Origin of the sequence: Cellulophaga sp. F20128 (genome assembly GCF_023015805.1) — a bacterium.
GTDB lineage: Bacteria > Bacteroidota > Bacteroidia > Flavobacteriales > Flavobacteriaceae > Cellulophaga.
Genome location: NZ_JALKBA010000023.1, coordinates 11,759 through 28,489 on the forward strand (window position 1 = coordinate 11,759; position 16,731 = coordinate 28,489).

The 16,731-nt window shown below is 35.7% G+C and carries 15 protein-coding genes; 5 read left to right on the forward strand and 10 right to left on the reverse strand.

All coding sequences use genetic code 11. From position 1 onward, the window contains the following. Positions 1-38 precede the first annotated feature (38 nt). Complete coding sequence (locus MWU65_RS15905) at positions 39-2,558, reverse strand: BamA/TamA family outer membrane protein (RefSeq protein ID WP_348646043.1); 2,520 nt, start codon at positions 2,556-2,558, stop codon at positions 39-41. A 75-nt stretch (positions 2,559-2,633) separates the two neighbouring features. On the opposite strand from MWU65_RS15905, the gene MWU65_RS15910 reads away from it, so the two are divergent. Next, entirely contained in the window at positions 2,634-3,383 is a 750-nt protein-coding gene (locus MWU65_RS15910; RefSeq protein ID WP_247079549.1) for an RNA methyltransferase, read from the forward strand. Here MWU65_RS15910 and MWU65_RS15915 read toward each other — a convergent pair. Beyond that, positions 3,370-4,065 (reverse strand): porin family protein, encoded by a 696-nt coding sequence (locus MWU65_RS15915; protein WP_247079550.1) that lies wholly within the window; start codon positions 4,063-4,065, stop codon positions 3,370-3,372. The genes MWU65_RS15910 and MWU65_RS15915 overlap by 14 nt on opposite strands. Before the next feature lie 15 nt (positions 4,066-4,080). Beyond that, positions 4,081-4,809: a bifunctional demethylmenaquinone methyltransferase/2-methoxy-6-polyprenyl-1,4-benzoquinol methylase UbiE gene (ubiE, locus tag MWU65_RS15920; protein ID WP_247079552.1), complete on the reverse strand. Its 729-nt coding sequence runs from the start codon at positions 4,807-4,809 to the stop codon at positions 4,081-4,083. A gap of 266 nt (positions 4,810-5,075) precedes the next feature. Here ubiE and trkA point away from each other — a divergent pair, with 266 nt between their 5' ends. Both trkA and MWU65_RS15930 read left to right on the forward strand, forming a co-directional pair. Then, positions 5,076-6,425 (forward strand): Trk system potassium transporter TrkA, encoded by a 1,350-nt coding sequence (trkA, locus tag MWU65_RS15925; protein WP_247079554.1) that lies wholly within the window; start codon positions 5,076-5,078, stop codon positions 6,423-6,425. Continuing rightward, entirely contained in the window at positions 6,426-7,916 is a 1,491-nt protein-coding gene (locus MWU65_RS15930) for a potassium transporter TrkG (protein ID WP_247079556.1), read from the forward strand. On the opposite strand, the gene MWU65_RS15935 is transcribed toward MWU65_RS15930, so the two are convergent. Then, positions 7,888-8,373 (reverse strand): nuclear transport factor 2 family protein, encoded by a 486-nt coding sequence (locus MWU65_RS15935; RefSeq protein WP_247079558.1) that lies wholly within the window; start codon positions 8,371-8,373, stop codon positions 7,888-7,890. The two genes, MWU65_RS15930 and MWU65_RS15935, sit on opposite strands and share 29 nt — an antisense overlap. An 11-nt stretch (positions 8,374-8,384) precedes the next feature. Next, the gene (locus MWU65_RS15940) at positions 8,385-9,233 is read right to left on the reverse strand and encodes a ChaN family lipoprotein (protein WP_247079560.1); all 849 of its coding nucleotides are present in this window, start codon (positions 9,231-9,233) and stop codon (positions 8,385-8,387) included. A gap of 100 nt (positions 9,234-9,333) precedes the next feature. Between MWU65_RS15940 and MWU65_RS15945 the strand changes: the two genes are divergently transcribed. Beyond that, positions 9,334-10,008 carry a lysoplasmalogenase gene (locus MWU65_RS15945; protein WP_247079563.1) on the forward strand — a complete coding sequence of 225 codons (675 nt, stop codon included), beginning with the start codon at positions 9,334-9,336 and terminating at the stop codon, positions 10,006-10,008. A 27-nt stretch (positions 10,009-10,035) separates the two neighbouring features. Here MWU65_RS15945 and MWU65_RS15950 read toward each other — a convergent pair whose 3' ends face one another. The 3 genes from MWU65_RS15950 to MWU65_RS15960 form a co-directional block, all read right to left on the reverse strand. Then, the gene (locus tag MWU65_RS15950) at positions 10,036-10,920 is read right to left on the reverse strand and encodes an RluA family pseudouridine synthase (RefSeq protein WP_247079565.1); all 885 of its coding nucleotides are present in this window, start codon (positions 10,918-10,920) and stop codon (positions 10,036-10,038) included. Between the two features lie 90 nt (positions 10,921-11,010). Continuing rightward, positions 11,011-12,195 carry a pyridoxal phosphate-dependent aminotransferase gene (locus MWU65_RS15955; RefSeq protein ID WP_247079567.1) on the reverse strand — a complete coding sequence of 395 codons (1,185 nt, stop codon included), beginning with the start codon at positions 12,193-12,195 and terminating at the stop codon, positions 11,011-11,013. A 13-nt stretch (positions 12,196-12,208) separates the two neighbouring features. Further along, a complete protein-coding gene (locus tag MWU65_RS15960; RefSeq protein WP_247079569.1) occupies positions 12,209-13,312 on the reverse strand; it encodes an acyl-CoA desaturase in 1,104 nt (367 codons plus the stop codon). A gap of 177 nt (positions 13,313-13,489) precedes the next feature. Between MWU65_RS15960 and rsmG the strand changes: the two genes are divergently transcribed. Continuing rightward, positions 13,490-14,170 (forward strand): 16S rRNA (guanine(527)-N(7))-methyltransferase RsmG, encoded by a 681-nt coding sequence (gene rsmG / locus MWU65_RS15965; protein ID WP_247079571.1) that lies wholly within the window; start codon positions 13,490-13,492, stop codon positions 14,168-14,170. Positions 14,171-14,486: 316 nt separating this feature from the next. On the opposite strand, the gene pruA is transcribed toward rsmG, so the two are convergent. Together pruA and apaG are read right to left on the reverse strand one after the other, a co-directional pair. Beyond that, complete coding sequence (gene pruA / locus MWU65_RS15970) at positions 14,487-16,115, reverse strand: L-glutamate gamma-semialdehyde dehydrogenase (RefSeq protein ID WP_247079572.1); 1,629 nt, start codon at positions 16,113-16,115, stop codon at positions 14,487-14,489. An 89-nt stretch (positions 16,116-16,204) separates the two neighbouring features. After that, entirely contained in the window at positions 16,205-16,591 is a 387-nt protein-coding gene (gene apaG / locus MWU65_RS15975) for a Co2+/Mg2+ efflux protein ApaG (protein ID WP_247079573.1), read from the reverse strand. Positions 16,592-16,731: the final 140 nt, after the last annotated feature.

Genomic DNA, 16,731 nt, shown 5'->3' on the forward strand with positions numbered 1-16,731 from the left:
TTTAGATTAACGAGACAAAAGTAATAAAATTATTAGGTCTAAAAAGGATAATTTACGCCAATGTTAATTGTAGCATTATTAAAGTTGTAATCTCTAAACCATCTTTTAGAAACTTCTAGCTCTGGGTTGTATGTTTTAAAACCTGTATCTAAACGCAATACAAAGTAGTCAAAATCATACCGAATTCCAAAACCAGTACCTAGTGCAATATCCTTAAGAGAGCTTAAGCCAGTGAAAATGGCATCTTCGTTTTCTTCATTGTCGTAGACATTCCAGATATTTCCTGCATCTGCAAAAAAGGCTCCTTTTATACTACCAGCGATTGGAAATCTAAATTCAAGGTTTACGGCTATTTTTAGATTCGCCTCATTAAAATCATTTAAGGATTTTGTGCTGCCAGGACCTAAATCATAAGCATTCCATGCTCTATTGTCATTAGAGCCTCCGGCAAAGTAACTTTTGGTAAAAGGGATGCTGTTTGAATTTCCATAGGGGACTGCAATCCCGAAAAAGCCTCTAAATGCGACGACATTCTGTGATGGAAAACTCCAATGTTTTATATAATCAAAATCTGTTTTTATATATTGAGAAAAGGGAACGCCAAAAACCAAAAGATTTCCGTCTTCATTTTCATTGAAGGTAATAACATTAGAGAAAGCAGATAGTAGGTTGCCGGCACTTTCTAACTTTATTTTAAACTGATGAAAGCTATTGTCATTTAGTCCGGTTCTGCTATCCTTCGTATAAGAATAGTTAGTGGCAAATATTAAGTTGTTTTCTGTCAATCTTTTTTGGCGCTCGTCAATGCTTCTCACTTCTATATAATCATCAGATGTACTTGGTGCCAATCCTTGATTTAATATTTGTTCTATAAAACCGCTTGTACCTGTCGGTATTATTAATTTGGGGTCTGTAGTATCATCTGGTGCGTTAAAGTATTCACTTAAGGTGGGGTCATCTTGATAATTATCTGCAATATCGTCTAGTCTTTTATAAGTGCTTTGGTAAACATTAAAGAACCTACCTGGGTTTATATTTCTAATAAATTGAATGTTAATAAGCTCTAAAGCATTTTTTTTGGATTGGGTTGCAGACCAATTGTATCCCAGTATTGTATTAAAATTTTGTTTGTCGAGTCCAATGTTTTTTTGAAAATTCGTCCCTATTATCATCCGTGTTTGAGGGAGCATGTAGGGCGGAATAATTTTTTTAGTATTAAAAGGCATCCAAATTCTAGGGACCGTTAAATTGATGTCGGCACCAACTTCTGAAACAAAATTTTCATTAGAAATTGAGGCGTCACTTAATAAACCTAAGGAGCCTCTTGCAGATAAACTAAGGGTTTCTGCGCCGCCAAAAACATTTTTAGTAGTTAAGGATGTGCTAAAGGCAGTGCCTATCCTCTGAATATTAGAATGTGTTAATTCTGGATCTATTCTGAGCTGGTATTTTTTTAATGGAGATAAATAAATTTTTGTATGTAGGGTATGGCCAATACTATCAAAGGTGATGTTAGGATATTTAAATGTATTTAAATTGCTTATTTGCCTATAGGTCCTAGACTTGTTTATCTCTCGGTAGATACTGTCTTTTTTTAAGAAAATTGCGTTTGTGAGGGCTCTGGGCTTGTATTTTAACTTGTCTTTATAGTATATGATGTAATTCTCGTATTCCATACTATTCATTTCGGAAGGATTGTCGCCAAAAAAATAGTCGGTATAAATGCGAATGGTATCAAACTTGTAAACCTTGTATTCTGTAATTATATTTTCACCTCTTTTTTTAAGGTTTTTTATTTGTAGCTTAATTCTCATATCCTTTGATGAAGGATTAGAAATACTATCAATGTCAAAATTAATGGAGCTTTCTTGAAAATTATAAATTCCAGTATTACGGAATAATGCAATTAATCGTTGTCTTTCATTGCTGAAATTAGACCAATTGTATTGATCGTTGGTATTTAGTAAAGATTTGTGTTTGTTTAATTCGTAAATAGAGTCTAATGTTTTAGAACTGATGTTTGTGGATAAACTGTCTATCATATAAGGTTCACCTAGTTCTATATTGTATTTTATTTGAGCCCGTTGTTTGCTGTTGGTAGAATCTATGGTATATTGTGATTTGGAATTAAAATACCCTTGGCTATTGTAATAGGCTTTCAGTAAATTGGTAGATTTTCTCGCTAGTGATGTGTCTATAATCGCTGGCGACTCTCCAATGTTTTTAAGCCAGGTGCTAGCTCCTTTTACCATAAAGGATTCTCCTAATTGATCTACTTGTTTTTTAGATAGTAGCTTCGTTAGCTTCGCTATTCTTTTAGGTTTTTTATGCAGCCAAGCTTGGTAGGATGAATCTGGATTTTCTTTGGCTAAATTATACAAGTTTAAGCGCAATGGGTATCCTAAGAGGGTGCTGTTTGGTTTTTGAGAAATAAGACTGTAAACATCTTCATTTTTAACTTTTTTGCCGTCTGTAGTTACTACGTTTTTGGTGAGCAAGAGCTCATCATTGTCCACTCTTTTTAGGGCATTACAAGATGTAATTGCTATAACTAGCAATATTAAGCTTATTTTTGCAATGTTTTTCGTGTTTAGGAAGCACATATTCATAGAGTTCAAAAATACATTATTTGTATGGTTGGTAAAAGCCAAATAAAATTTATAAAAAGTTTACAGCAAAAAAAGTACCGAACTGAGCATAAACTGTTCGTTGTAGAAGGTTTTAAGGTGGTTCAAGAGCTGGTAAATGCTAATGTAAAGGTTTATGGAATATATGTAACGGATGATAAACTCCTGTCTGGGGTCAATTTTTCGGGGGAATTAATATCTGAAACTGATTTAAAGAAAATGAGTGCCTTAAAAACACCAAATAATATTTTGGCAGTTTTTTATCAGCCTAAGACAACGCTGGATACCATGAATAATGATTGGGTAGTTGCCTTGGATGATGTTCGCGATCCCGGAAATTTAGGAACTATCATTCGCATGTGCGATTGGTTTGGGATACCAAATCTAGTGTGTTCTGAACAAACTGTAGATTGCTATAACCCTAAAACCATACAAGCAACCATGGGTTCTATTGCTAGGGTGAATATTATCTATACCAATTTGCCTAAATTTATAAAAGCAGCAGCCATGCCAATTTATGGTGCTTTTATGGATGGTGTAAGTATTTATCAACAAGATTTATCTACTGAAAAAGGTGTTTTAGTTTTAGGAAACGAGGCTAATGGAGTGTCTCGTGAAGTTGAAAATTTAGTCACTAAAAAAGTAAGCATTCCTCAGTTTGGAAAACAAACTGCCGAGAGTTTAAACGTAGCAACAGCCACAGCTATTTTATTGAATGAAATTAGACGAGGTCTAAAAGTGTCTACTCAAAAGTAAAATTGATAAATATCCCCCTTGTTTTCATCGTGTTAATATTACCTGTCCAAGGACTATTTGGATCATTGTCGGGTACCAACTCATTATTTATCGCAAAAACACCTCTAATAGAGGGTGAAAACTTAAAGTATTCTAAGTAAAAATCAATTCCAAAACCCATTTCATAATAATACGTCTGCTTCTTCATTCTAAAAGTAGCACCACTATTGTCTTCTACACTATCTTCATTACTGCCCAGGTTTAAGGAAGTAGAGGCGCCGCCTACGATAAAAGGCTTCCAGTTGCCTATTCTCTTGGTGCTTACTTTTAATAACAATGGAAAATTAATGTAGGTAGATTTCACCTCCCTGATGGCGTCGTTTTCATTGTCGAATCCTCTAAAGCCCACGGTTCTACTCGTGTAATGTAAGCCCGGCTCAAAGCGTAAATCTAAAAACTTATTTAATCGTAATTCTCCTATTAATCCCACATTGAAGCCAAGCGATTTATCTACAAGCAGATCCCCTAAATCATCCTTGTATTCAAATTTAAAGTCGTACTGATTAAACCCTAAAAAGTACCCCCAATTTAAGAGGTGTAGGTCTTCATTTTCTAAATTCATAATGGGCCTTTCATTAAACTGGGCGTTTAATAGTGAGCCTAAAAAGACAAGGCAAGAAAAAAGACGTAGTTTTTTTTTCATTAAATGCTTCATATTTTATTTTGATGCGACATAAATGGAGGCGACCCCAAATGTTTGTGGCTTATTCTCTACTGTAATAAACCCATTTTTTTGTAAAATATTGTTGAAGTCTTTACCATAAGGAAAAATAGAAGCAGATTCACATAAATAAGAATAGGCCGTACGGTCTTTTGAAAAGATTTTTCCTATGGTAGGAAGGATGTATTTTGTATAAAATTTATACCCCTGTTTGAAAGGTGTTTTAGTAGGTACGGATGTTTCTAGAACTACAAAAATACCTTTTGGCTTTAATACACGATATATTTCCAGTAGGCCTTTGTCTAAGTTTTCAAAATTACGCACACCAAAGGCAACGGTAATGGCATCAAAAGAGTTGTCTGAAAAAGGTAAATTTTCACTGTCTCCAATAACGAGATCTATGGTGTTGGTTAACTTTTTCTCTATAATTTTTTGTTTACCAACCTCGAGCATGCCCGGTGAAATATCTAAACCTGTGATTTTTTTAGCCCCAGTCTTTATCAGGTTAATGGCGAGGTCTCCCGTGCCCGTAGCAATGTCTAAAATGTTTTCTGGTTGTTCCTTTTTTATCAGATTAACCACTCTTTTACGCCATTTTACATCTATTCCAAAAGAAATTACACGGTTAAGTCCGTCGTAATTTTTAGAAATAGTATCAAACATTTGAGTAACCTGTTCTTTCTTTCCTAATTCAGAATTTTTATATGGAGTAACTTTTTCAGCCATTACTATTTTTTTTACAAAGATAGTATAATGGTTACATTTTTCAGGAGTTAGGGAATGAAAAGAAAGTGAGTTTTTGGGTGGCAATTAATTTGCCAGGCAGTGCTTTGGGTGTCATAGAAGTTCTGCTATGAGTAGGGTAAATAGGCTTAAAGTATATTTTATGCCTAAATAATCTTGAATTGTATTAAATTGAGTAATTTTGCCTATCAAATTTTACGTAACATTCTTTTTAATCTCGTAGGTTTGATTGTACTTAGAATGAATACATGAAGATTATTATAGCAGGTGCTGGGGAGGTTGGATTTCATTTGGCAAAATTATTGTCTTTTGAATCTCAAGACATTACCTTAATTGATACCTATAAAGAAAGTTTGGCATATGCCGACAGTCATTTAGATATTAGAGTTCTAAAGGGAGACGCAACTTCTGTCTCTGTTTTAAAAGATGCGCAAGTAGAAAAGTCCGACTTAGTTATAGGAGTTACTTCTTCAGAAACCACCAATATTACCCTATGTATTTTAGCAAAACAATTGGGTTGTAAGCGTACAATTGCGCGTATTTCTAATACAGAATTTATTCGCCATAAAGAGGATTTAAATTTTGCGAAATTGGGAGTAGATGAATTGATCTCTCCAGAGGAGCTAGCGGCAACGGAGATACAGTTATTGCTAAATCAATCTGCCTTTAATGATACCTACGAATTTGAGTCGGGTGCTTTAATTATGATTGGCGTTTGTTTGCCCAACTCAGCTCCTTTTGTCGGCAAAGTGGTAAAAGAAGCGGCAAGGATTTTTCCTGAACTTCATTTTATGCCCATTGCAATTCAACGCAAAGGTACCCAATATACGATTATCCCTAGGGGAGATACGGAGTTTATGAAGGGAGACCAAGTTTATTTTATTACAACCAAGGAAGGGGTAAATGAACTTTTAAAACTTACGGGCAAACATAAGACAGAGATTAAAAATGTCATGATTCATGGGGGCAGTAAATTGGGTTATAAAACAGCACGAGATTTATGCGCCAAGAAATTCAATGTAAAACTGATAGAGAAGGATAAGGAAGTTGCTATGCAATTGGCAGATGATTTGCCAAATGCGCTAGTTATTAATGCCGATGGAAGAATTGTAGAGGTGCTAGAAGAAGAGAATTTAGAAGCGATGGATGCATTTATTGCTGTAACTTCTAATTCGGAAACCAATATTATGTCTTGTCTAGTGGCAAAATCTAAAAACATTAAGAAGACCATTGCCTTGGTAGAAAATATGGACTATTTTCAGCTTTCGCATACCATAGGGATTGATACCTTAATCAATAAAAAGCTATTAGCAGCAAATAATATTTTTAAGCATATTAGACGTGGAGAGGTTGTTGCCTTAACCCGTTTGAATAATTTAAATGCAGAAATTTTAGAATTTGTAGTAAAGTCTACTTCTGCTGTGAATGGAAAAATTATTAAAGAGCTAGACTTTCCAAGATCAGCCACTATAGGAGGCGTTGTTAGAGATGGGGAAGGAGTAATTGCTCTAGGAGATTTTGAAATTTTAGAAGGTGATAGAGTGGTGGTATGTTGCTTGCCACAAGCCATTCCTAAAATCGAAAAACTTTTCTTATAAATGGGATTGAACTATAAAATCATTATTCATATCATGGGCCTGTTGTTGTTGTGCAATGGTGCGTTTATGGGTATTTCTGCCGGAGTTAGTGCTTTTTATAATGATGGAGCAACTTTAGAAATTGCTATGGCAGCCATTGTAACCTTGGTAGCAGGAGGTATGGCCATGCTAATTACAAGAGGTCATAAAAAAGAAGTTAAAAGAAAAGAAGGGTATTTAATTGTCACCTTTGGGTGGATAGTGATGTCTATTTCAGGAGTGCTACCCTATATTTTTTCAGGAGCCATACCCGATGTGACCAATGCCTTTTTTGAAACCATTTCGGGCTATACAACTACAGGAGCTTCAATTCTAGACGATATAGAAATTTTGCCAGAGGGTATTCTTTTCTGGCGAAGCCTAACCCACTGGATAGGGGGCATGGGTATTATTGTTTTAGCCATTGCTATTTTACCGTTATTAGGGATTGGAGGTATGCAGTTGTTTTCAGCCGAAGCACCAGGGCCTAGTGCAGATAAATTACACCCGAGAATTACAGATACAGCCAAAAGACTTTGGCTAATATATTTTGGGTATACTGTAGCAGAAACACTGCTGCTGAAGCTCGCAGGAATGTCGTTTTTTGATGCCATAAATCACTCTTTGGCAACACTTTCTACAGGTGGTTTTTCAACAAAAAATGCAAGTTTAGCCTATTGGAATGATCAACCTTTAATTCAGTATATCGTTATCTTGTTCATGTTTTTGGCAGGGAGCAACTTTGTGTTAAGTTATTTTGCCTTTAAGGGGAAAATTCAAAAAATGCTACATGATGAAGAGTTTAAGTTCTATACTGGCTTTATCGTGTTTTTTACAATCATTGCTGCTTTGGTAGTATACTTTAAAGCAGATGTTCCGGTTTCGGACTACCATCCAATGGTATTGGGAGCAGCTGAAAGCTCCTTTAGGCATGCATTGTTTCAGATAATTGCCGTGATTACTACGACCGGTTTTGTCACAGCAGATTTTACGAGCTGGACACCCTTTTTAACCGTATTCTTTTTTGGGTTGATGTTTTTAGGAGGCTGTGCAGGTTCTACAGCTGGTGGTATTAAGGTAATGCGTCATTTACTGATTATTAAAAATGGCTTGCTAGAGTTTAAAAGAACTTTGCATATTAATGCTATTATACCGGTGCGTTATAACAATAAAATGGTACCTGAAAAGATAGTGTATAATATTATCGCATTTTTGGTACTCTATATGCTCTTGTTTATATTAGGTGCATTGGTTCTCAGTTTTCTAGGGTTAGATTTTATATCTGCCATAGGTGGTGCTGCAACATCCTTGGGGAATGTAGGGCCGGGTTTTGGGACTTTAAATCCGCTTAATAATTTTAATAGTTTGCCCGAATTAGCAAAATGGTGGTGCGGTTTCTTAATGTTGGCAGGTAGATTAGAACTCTTTACAGTGCTTATTCTGCTTACGCCTTATTTTTGGAAGAAGATATAAATGAATGCAAAAGTTTATTGGTATTTGCCTGAATTTTCTTTTTTAAAAAAGGAGTCCAACCTATAAAAAAACCACTGAGTCCTAAAGCTTGTTTAGACCACTTCCATAAATTAAAAGAATCTGTATGTTCTACGATCTTACCATCTAAGAATACAAAAGTTGCCGTAACATTGTTTACAACCTTTCTTTTTTTAGGGCCGTAAGTGTATTTGGCCTGCCAGCTAGCACTTCCTGTATTTTCTGTAGCTTTTACGTCACCAAATGAAATGTGTAAGCCTTCTTTGTTTCTACTTAATAACATTTGCCACATACTTTTTGCTTTCTCGCCTTTTAAAGTTCCAAAAGCGGGATCTGTAAAAATAATATCCGGATGATAACAATTTATCATACCCTTGGCATCGCCCTTAGCAAATGAAGTGTAAAATTCTTGTATCAGTGCTTCGTTTGTTGTTGTCATAATTGCGATGTTTAGTATGTATTGGTCATGTGACTATCCACACTGATAATAAAGTCGGCACGACTCAGATTTTCTTTTTCTAGTTTTTTTAAATTCTCTTGTAAGACCGTCGTAATGGTGGTGTAGTTTAAGTCCGATTTTTCTTTTCTTAAATACCATAAAATACCCTCGTAATTATCGGAATGGTAGGCACCATTGTAATGAATAAAAATAGTATTAGTCCGGTGGTTTTGAAGAATAAAGTGAGCCATAGTTGCATCTTTTATTGCTTGTGCCATTACAAGTTCTGGAGTGCCGTGATCTCCCATCATCTTAAGGATGTTTTTATAAGTTGGTAGCTCGCTATCAAAAGCAATCGGTAGCGGAGCAATCCATTGTTTTTCTGCCTTCGATAGCGTGTCAAGAGCGCTGAATCCTTTTTTGTAGACCAAGCTAGCGTATCTCCGAGGAATATTTGTAGCTGTAAAAATTAGTTCGTTTTCTTTAGCAAAATCAACCAAGGGCGCATAGTCCGTTTTGTAATTTGGCCATAGTCTAGCAACGGTATCTAATGCTTTTGCGTCTATAATGCCTGCTAAGTAATTATTTACTTGCGTTTGGTTATCGGCTTCTAGCATCTCGGCTCCTAAAACGAGTTGTTCTGTTTGGTTCAGGTCTGCAGTAACTTCGTATTGCAGCCAATGCGAAATTGGATTGTTGTGCAATTCGCCAAATAAGATAATATCGTCCTTGGTAAGTGATTTTAGCATTTTTTTATACGTTACTTTTTTTCCTTTAGCGTTGTAAATTTTGTAGGCCGGTTTTTGACAATACAGGGATAGAGAAAATAATAATGCTATGGTGATTTGAAGTAGTTTCACGATTGTATTTTTTTGGATAGGACTAAAATAAACAATATTAAGTAGTGTTCCGGGATAAAATTCATTGGATGCATAAAGTTTACCATATTTCCAAAGCGTTATGGTTAGAAAGGAAGTAATGGGAAGAGCTTGGTTAAATGGTGTGGTTTTCGTATCGGCTATTGCTGCTATTTGGGCTCAATTTGCAGAGCATGAAGCCCTATATGGTATTCTTAAGCCGTTCACTACAATGCTACTTATTAGCAGTGTAATTGTATATGGGTATCGCCCGGCGAAAGCCTATTTTTATGCAATCCTTGTGGCCTTGGTTTTTTGTTTGCTGGGCGATGTACTTTTGTTAAATGATGCCTACTTTATTTTTGGACTGGCATCCTTTTTAATTGGCCATATTGTTTTTTCTTATGCTTTTATTTCTATCAGCGGGCTAAGCTTGTTTGCAATGCCATTCATTGTATTATTAAGTATTGGTGGGCTATATTACTATTTTATTTATCCTGGTTTAGGCAACTTATTTGCTGTTGTAGGGGTGTATATCGTATGTATCCTATTCATGTGCTGGCAGGGTATTAATTTGTATTTAGAATATAGAAGGCCAATTTTTGGAGCTATAGCCTTAGCTGTTAGCTTATTCTTAATTTCGGATGCTCTCTTGGCTTATGATAAATTTGTAAGTCCTTTTAATTATTCGGGTATTCTAATTCTGTTAACCTATTGGTTTGCGATAGGCATTTTAGCAAACACCACTTTTTATAGGTTCCCCAAGCAAAAGGCATAGTTTTTTTAAAGAAAACATAGGTTGTGCCTATTGGTTTTGTAAAAAGGAAGGAAATAGTTTGGTGTACTTTGTTGAAAGCTCTTTTGTGACCTTTATTTTTTCATTGGTAAATGGATGGGTAAATTCTAAAGAATAGGCGTGCAAGTAAAGTCCTTTTCCTTTTACTATCTGTCCTGCTATACCGTATTGCGCATCTCCTAAAATGGGATTGCCTATCCCTGCTAAATGAGTTCGAAGTTGATGTTTTCTTCCGGTGGTTAGCGTTAATTTTACCAAGTTAAGGAATTTAAATTTTTTAGATACTATGCGATTGAGAACGCTGTAGTGAGATAGTGCAACTTTGTTGTCTACCTCAGTATTGATACTGCCTTCAGTAGGCATAACGCCTTGGGTTACCGCCAAATAGGTTTTTGCAATTTCTTTGTTTTCAAAAAGCTTGTTTAGTAGTAGGATGCTGGCGGTAGTTTTTCCAATGACCAAAAGTCCTGTGGTGGGAAAATCTAACCGATGTACAGGCCTTGGTTTGGTAGCATCAGGCAAGCTACTTTTTGTTAGATTGGATTCCAAGGCATTGTCTATGGTTTTAAAAGAATTGCCACTTACTAGGATGCCTGCAGGTTTATTGATAATGGCTAAATAATCATCTTGAAAAACAACCTCTAAATCTATTTTAAAATTCTTTTTGATCGATTTTTCTAAGGGTTTGTTGTAGTATATGGTTTCGCCACCCCTAATAAAGGTTGCTGTGCTTGCTATTTTTAGATCCACTAAAATATGCTTTTTCTTAAGTGCTTTTTTTAAGGCCGATTTGGTGGTTAGGGTTGTAAAAATACCTACACCATACTCTTGAAGTCGAATAGGTTCTTTTTGCGGGGGTGTAAGGTGTGTTTCTATTTTGATAGTTTTAGTCATAAAAATAGAAATTATTTAGTAAACTGCTTGCAATAAAAAAGGCCTTATTACAACTAGCAATAAGACCTTTTGTAATTTGTATTTTGTAGGTTATAGAATCGCTTTAATTCTAGCCATAGCTTCGCGCAATTCTTTTTCTGATGCAGCATAGGAGATACGAATACAGTTTGCATTTCCAAAGGCTTCCCCAGTTACGGTTGCAACATTTGCATTTTCTAATAAATACAATGAAAAGTCAGAGGCATTGTTGATCGTTGTTCCTTTAATGGTTTTGCCAAAAAAGCTAGATATGTCTGGAAAAACATAAAAAGCACCTTCGGGAACATTTACGTTAAACCCTTCTATTTCGCTTAAAAGTTCCAAAACAAGATCCCTTCTTTTGTGAAACTCATCAATCATAAATTGAATCTTGCTCACTGGGGCGTCTAATGCTGCTATTGTGGCACGTTGTGCAATGGAATTAGCACCACTGGTGTTTTGTCCTTGAAATTTAGTACAAGCCTTTGCGATGAATTCTGGACCTCCAATGTAACCAATACGCCAACCCGTCATAGCAAATGCCTTAGAAACGCCATTTACGGTAATGGTACGGTCGTACATTCCATCAATGCCGGCAATACTTACGTGTCCTCCTCTAAAATTTATATGTTCGTAAATCTCATCAGAAACTACGTATATGTTTGGATATTTTTTTAAAACTTCGGCAAGGCCTTCTAATTCTTCTTTGTTGTAAACAGAACCACTTGGATTGCAAGGTGAGCTAAACCACATCATTTTGGTTTTCGGCGTAATAGCAGCTTCCAATTGCTGAGGTGTCATTTTAAAATCGGTGTCAATACTTGTGGGTACTTCTACCGGTGTTCCTTCCGCAAGTTTAACAATATCACTATAGCTTACCCAATATGGTGCAGGTAAAATAACTTCGTCCCCTTTGTTTATCATGCACATGGCAATGTTGGCTAAAGACTGTTTAGCACCTGTACTAACTACAATTTGATTTAGTCCGTAGGTAAGATTGTTATCTCGTTTAAATTTATTAGCAACAGCTTGTTTTAAGTCTGCATAGCCATCAACAGGAGAGTAACTGCTGTAATTGTCATCAATAGCTTGCTTAGCAGCCTCCTTTATAAAGTCAGGGATGTTAAAATCTGGTTCACCTAAACTTAAACCAATAATGTCTTTACCAGAATTGCGTAATTCTCGTGCTTTAGCAGCCATAGCTAAAGTTGCCGATGTAGACATGTTTGTAATTCTATCGGATAAATGATTGTTCATGAGTTCATTAGTTTTACTGATACTGTAAAGCTGGGTTTTTGCCTAGCTCTTTTAAATGTTTGAAGTGCGAAATTATAGCTTTTCTTGTAGTTTTATATTCATTGTATGGCAAATTAAATTCTTTTGCCGTTTGTTTCACAATTTTTGAGATTTTTGTGTAATGAACATGGCTAATATTAGGAAAAATATGGTGCTCTACTTGGTGATTTAATCCGCCAGTAAACCAATTTACAATCTTGTTTTTAGTTCCAAAATTTACGGTCGTAAACAACTGGTGAATAGCCCAAGTGTTTTTCATAGTGCCACTTTCATCCGGAAGAGGTGTTTCTGCCTCATCTACAACATGTGCTAACTGAAACACAACACTTAAGATAACACCCGCCACATAGTGCATAATAAAGAAGCCAAGTAATATTTTCCACCAAGCAATGTCTAAAAATACCAATGGGATAACAATCCAAATAGTGATATATATTAATTTAGCAATTACAAGTGTGCTCCAATTGGTAGCTTTACTCGGTAATTTACCATAGGCTAATTTACGTTTCATATACCGATACATTTGCTGAAAATCTGTGGTAATGGCCCAGTTAAATGTTAGCAACCCATATAAGAAAACCGAGTAGAAATGCTGAAATTTATGGTGTTTGTGCCATTCTGCATGTTTAGAAAAACGTAAGATTCTTCCAGCTTCTAGGTCTTCATCATGTTCGTGTATGTTGGTATACGTATGGTGTAAAACATTGTGTTGTACCTGCCAGTTGTAAACATTACCAGCCAAAATGTAAATACTACCTCCCATTATTTTATTTACCCATTTATTGTTGGAGTAAGAACCATGGTTGCCATCATGCATAACGTTCATACCAACGCCAGCCATACCAACGCCCATAGTAATGGTCAATAATAAGTTTGCCCAATTTGGCAAGCCTAAAGTTAAAATTAAAAAATAAGGCGCTAAAAATAGGGTGAACATTACTACAGTTTTTAAATGTAGCTTCCAGTTACCTGTTTTTTTGATCTCATTTTCTTTAAAATAATTATTCACTCGCTTGTTTAGGGTTTTAAAAAATTGAGTTGAATCTTTCCGTGAAAATCGAATTGATTTATTTTCCATAATTCTTATTTCTTATGACCCATTTTTATGGGTGAATGTTTTGTTTTTATAGTCATCGAAAGCAGTTGTTGTAGTTTTCGAGAGGGGTTTTAAGTATAAGTTTTACTTAATAAAGGACAAATATAATGTAAAAGTACTTTTTATAATATGATTAATATCGTAAAATAAGAAAATTTTATGATTACGGAATTTCTTACTTTTGCTAAAAATTTGATGAAATTTATGAAGTCTGGTATTATTTTAAAGTATTTTCCCGATCTAACGGATGTGCAAAAAGAACATTTTGTGGCACTAGAATCGCTGTATGCAGATTGGAACACCAAGATAAATGTTGTGTCTCGTAAAGATATAGAAGAAATCTATTTGCGCCATGTTTTACATTCATTGGCTATCGCAAAATTTCAACAATTTTTACCTGGCTCAACGGTTTTAGACGTAGGTACAGGTGGTGGTTTTCCAGGGATACCCTTGGCGATTCTTTTTCCCGAAACTCAGTTTACACTCGTTGATGCCATTGGTAAAAAAGTAAAAGTAGTTCAGGAAGTTGTAGATGGTTTGCAATTGACGAACGTTACCGCAATACATAGCCGTGTTGAGGATTTAGACACCCAATATGATTTTATAGTGAGTAGGGCAGTAGCAGCAATGCCAACTTTTGTACGATGGATAAAAGGCCGTATTAAAAAGAATTCGATACACGAGAGGAGAAATGGTATTCTCTATTTAAAAGGAGGTGATCTCTCTGAAGAATTAAGCGATTATAAAACAGCAGAAATTTATAAATTATCCGATTATTATACGGAAGAATTTTTTGAGACTAAGAAAATAGTATACTTGCCCTTAAAGCACAAAGGGTAGTTTAAGTACTTAACATTTTGTGGAATGAGTACTTGCAATTTTTAGCGTAATTCTTCATATACGAATAAAGCCTATCTAAGCTAGATGGCGTTCTTTTCTTGGTGATTTTTTTTGCGATGCTCTCTTTCATAGTCTTTCAATTTTAGTACAAATTTACATTAAGTAAACCGTATGTTTACATTTAGTTAACGTTAAATTTACATTAAAATTGTGTCACAAGCAATTTTTTGCTTTTTAAATTAAATTTTAAACATAAAAAAAGCCAAAATCTTAGAAACTTCTAAGATTTTGGCTTTTGTACTAATTACGCGCTAGTTTACCCTAAAAATGGGTATCTATAATCTGTTGGTGTAACAAATGTTTCTTTAATCAATCTTGGGGAAACCCAACGCAATAAGTTTTGTGCAGATCCAGCTTTATCATTAGTTCCGGATGCTCTAGCGCCACCAAACGGTTGTTGACCAACAACAGCTCCTGTGGGCTTGTCATTTATATAGAAGTTACCGGCGCAGTTTTGTAGAGCCTTGGTAGCTTCTTCAATGGCGTATCTATCTCCAGATAGAACAGCTCCAGTTAAAGCATACTCAGAAGTGCTGTCTACCAACTTCAATGTTTCTTTCCAGTCCTTATCGTCATACACATATATGGTTACAACAGGGCCAAAAAGCTCAGTCTCCATAGTGGTGTACTTAGGATTGGTAGTTAAAATAACCGTGGGCTCAATAAAGTAGCCTTTGGATTTGTCATAGTTACCACCGGCAAAAATTTCTGCGTCTTTAGCTTCTTTAGCGCCATCGATATATTTCGCTAGCTTGTCAAAAGATGCCTCGTGAATAACTGCCGTTACAAAATTGCTCATGTCTTCAGGAGATCCTGGTTTGTTTATGGTAGCTAAATCTCTCTTCACCAATTCCAAAGTTTCCTTAGCGGTAGATTTTGGTAAATAAACCCTAGAAGCTGCGCTACATTTTTGTCCTTGGAACTCAAAAGAACCGCGAACTATGGCGGTAGCAACCTGTGCAGGATTAGCCGTTTTGTGGGCTAAAATAAAATCCTTGCCTCCTGTTTCGCCAACAATTCTTGGGTAAGTTTTATAGGTGTGTATGTTGTTCCCTATTTGTTTCCATAATTCTTTAAATACATAGGTAGATCCAGTATAGTGTAGTCCTGCAAAATCAGGACTCGCTAAGGCGGTTTCTGTAATCATAACAGGATCTCCGTAAACTACGTTGATAACGCCATCAGGAACACCTGCTTCCTTAAATATATCGACCAATACTTTAGCAGAAAATACTTGACTATCACTTGGTTTCCATAAAACAACATTACCCATCATAGCAGCACTTGCGGGTAAATTCCCTGCGATAGCTGTAAAGTTAAATGGTGTAATAGCGTATACAAACCCTTCCAAAGGGCGGTATTCTACACGATTCCATATGCCTTCAGCAGAGTCTGGCTGCTCTGCGTAAATTTGCGTCATATATTCTACGTTAAAACGAAGAAAATCGATGTATTCGCAGGCGGCGTCAATTTCGGCTTGATGAATGGTTTTAGATTGCGCAATCATCGTTGCTGCATTTATTTTTGCTCGGTAAGGCCCGGCAACCAATTCTGCTGCTTTTAAAAATATCGCAGCGCGTTGTTCCCAGGCAAGGTTAGCCCAAGCTTCTCTTGCTTCTAATGCGTTTTCTATAGCTTTAGTAACGTGTTTTTTTTCTGCTACATGATAGTGTCCCACTATATGTTGATGGTCATGCGGAGGAGACATTGGCTTGGTGTTGCCTGTTCTAATTTCTTGGCTGCCTATATATAAAGGTACATCTACTGTTGCGTTATAATACGCTTTGTATTGATTAAGTACAGCTTCGCGTTCTGGCGTGCCAGGAGCGTAACTTTTTATTGGTTCGTTGATAGCGGTTGGAACTTCAAAAAATCCTTTGCCCATTTTTACTATTTTTTAGGTTAAAAACAGTTGCAAAGGTACTAAAATGAAACGCGTTATTAAAACAAAAATAGGATTTGTAAAGCGGAAATTTAATTCAGGGCAAAAGGAGCACTAAATTTAAAATTCGGGATGTTTACTCTAAATTTTTCTGAAGTTGAAAAGTTGATCATGTTGTAGTGACCTCGCATTGCCCCAATAGGAGAAGTCAGCAAACAGCCAGAATTGTAGGTGTGTGATTGTCCCGGTTTTAATACGGGTTTTTGCCCAACAACACCTTCGCCGTCCATAATCTCTAAATCATTTAAAGAGTCGTATATTTCCCAATGCCTAGAGGTGAGTTGTACAGAATCTTTACTTTGGTTTTCAATGGTAATGGTGTACCCAAAAGCATAATGCATTTTGTAGTTTTTAAAGAAAGTTCCTTCAAAATTGGTGCTTATGGATACTTTAATGCCCTTGGTAACTTGTGTAGTCATAGTATTCAATTTTTAAAAACTATAGATTCTTTTTTTATTGGTCGCAATTAACAGTGCGCCTTGTGTTGTCCACAAAAACAAATATAATTCTAAATTTGAAAGATGCTATATGTTTTAACGTATTTTCGGCAAACGAATAA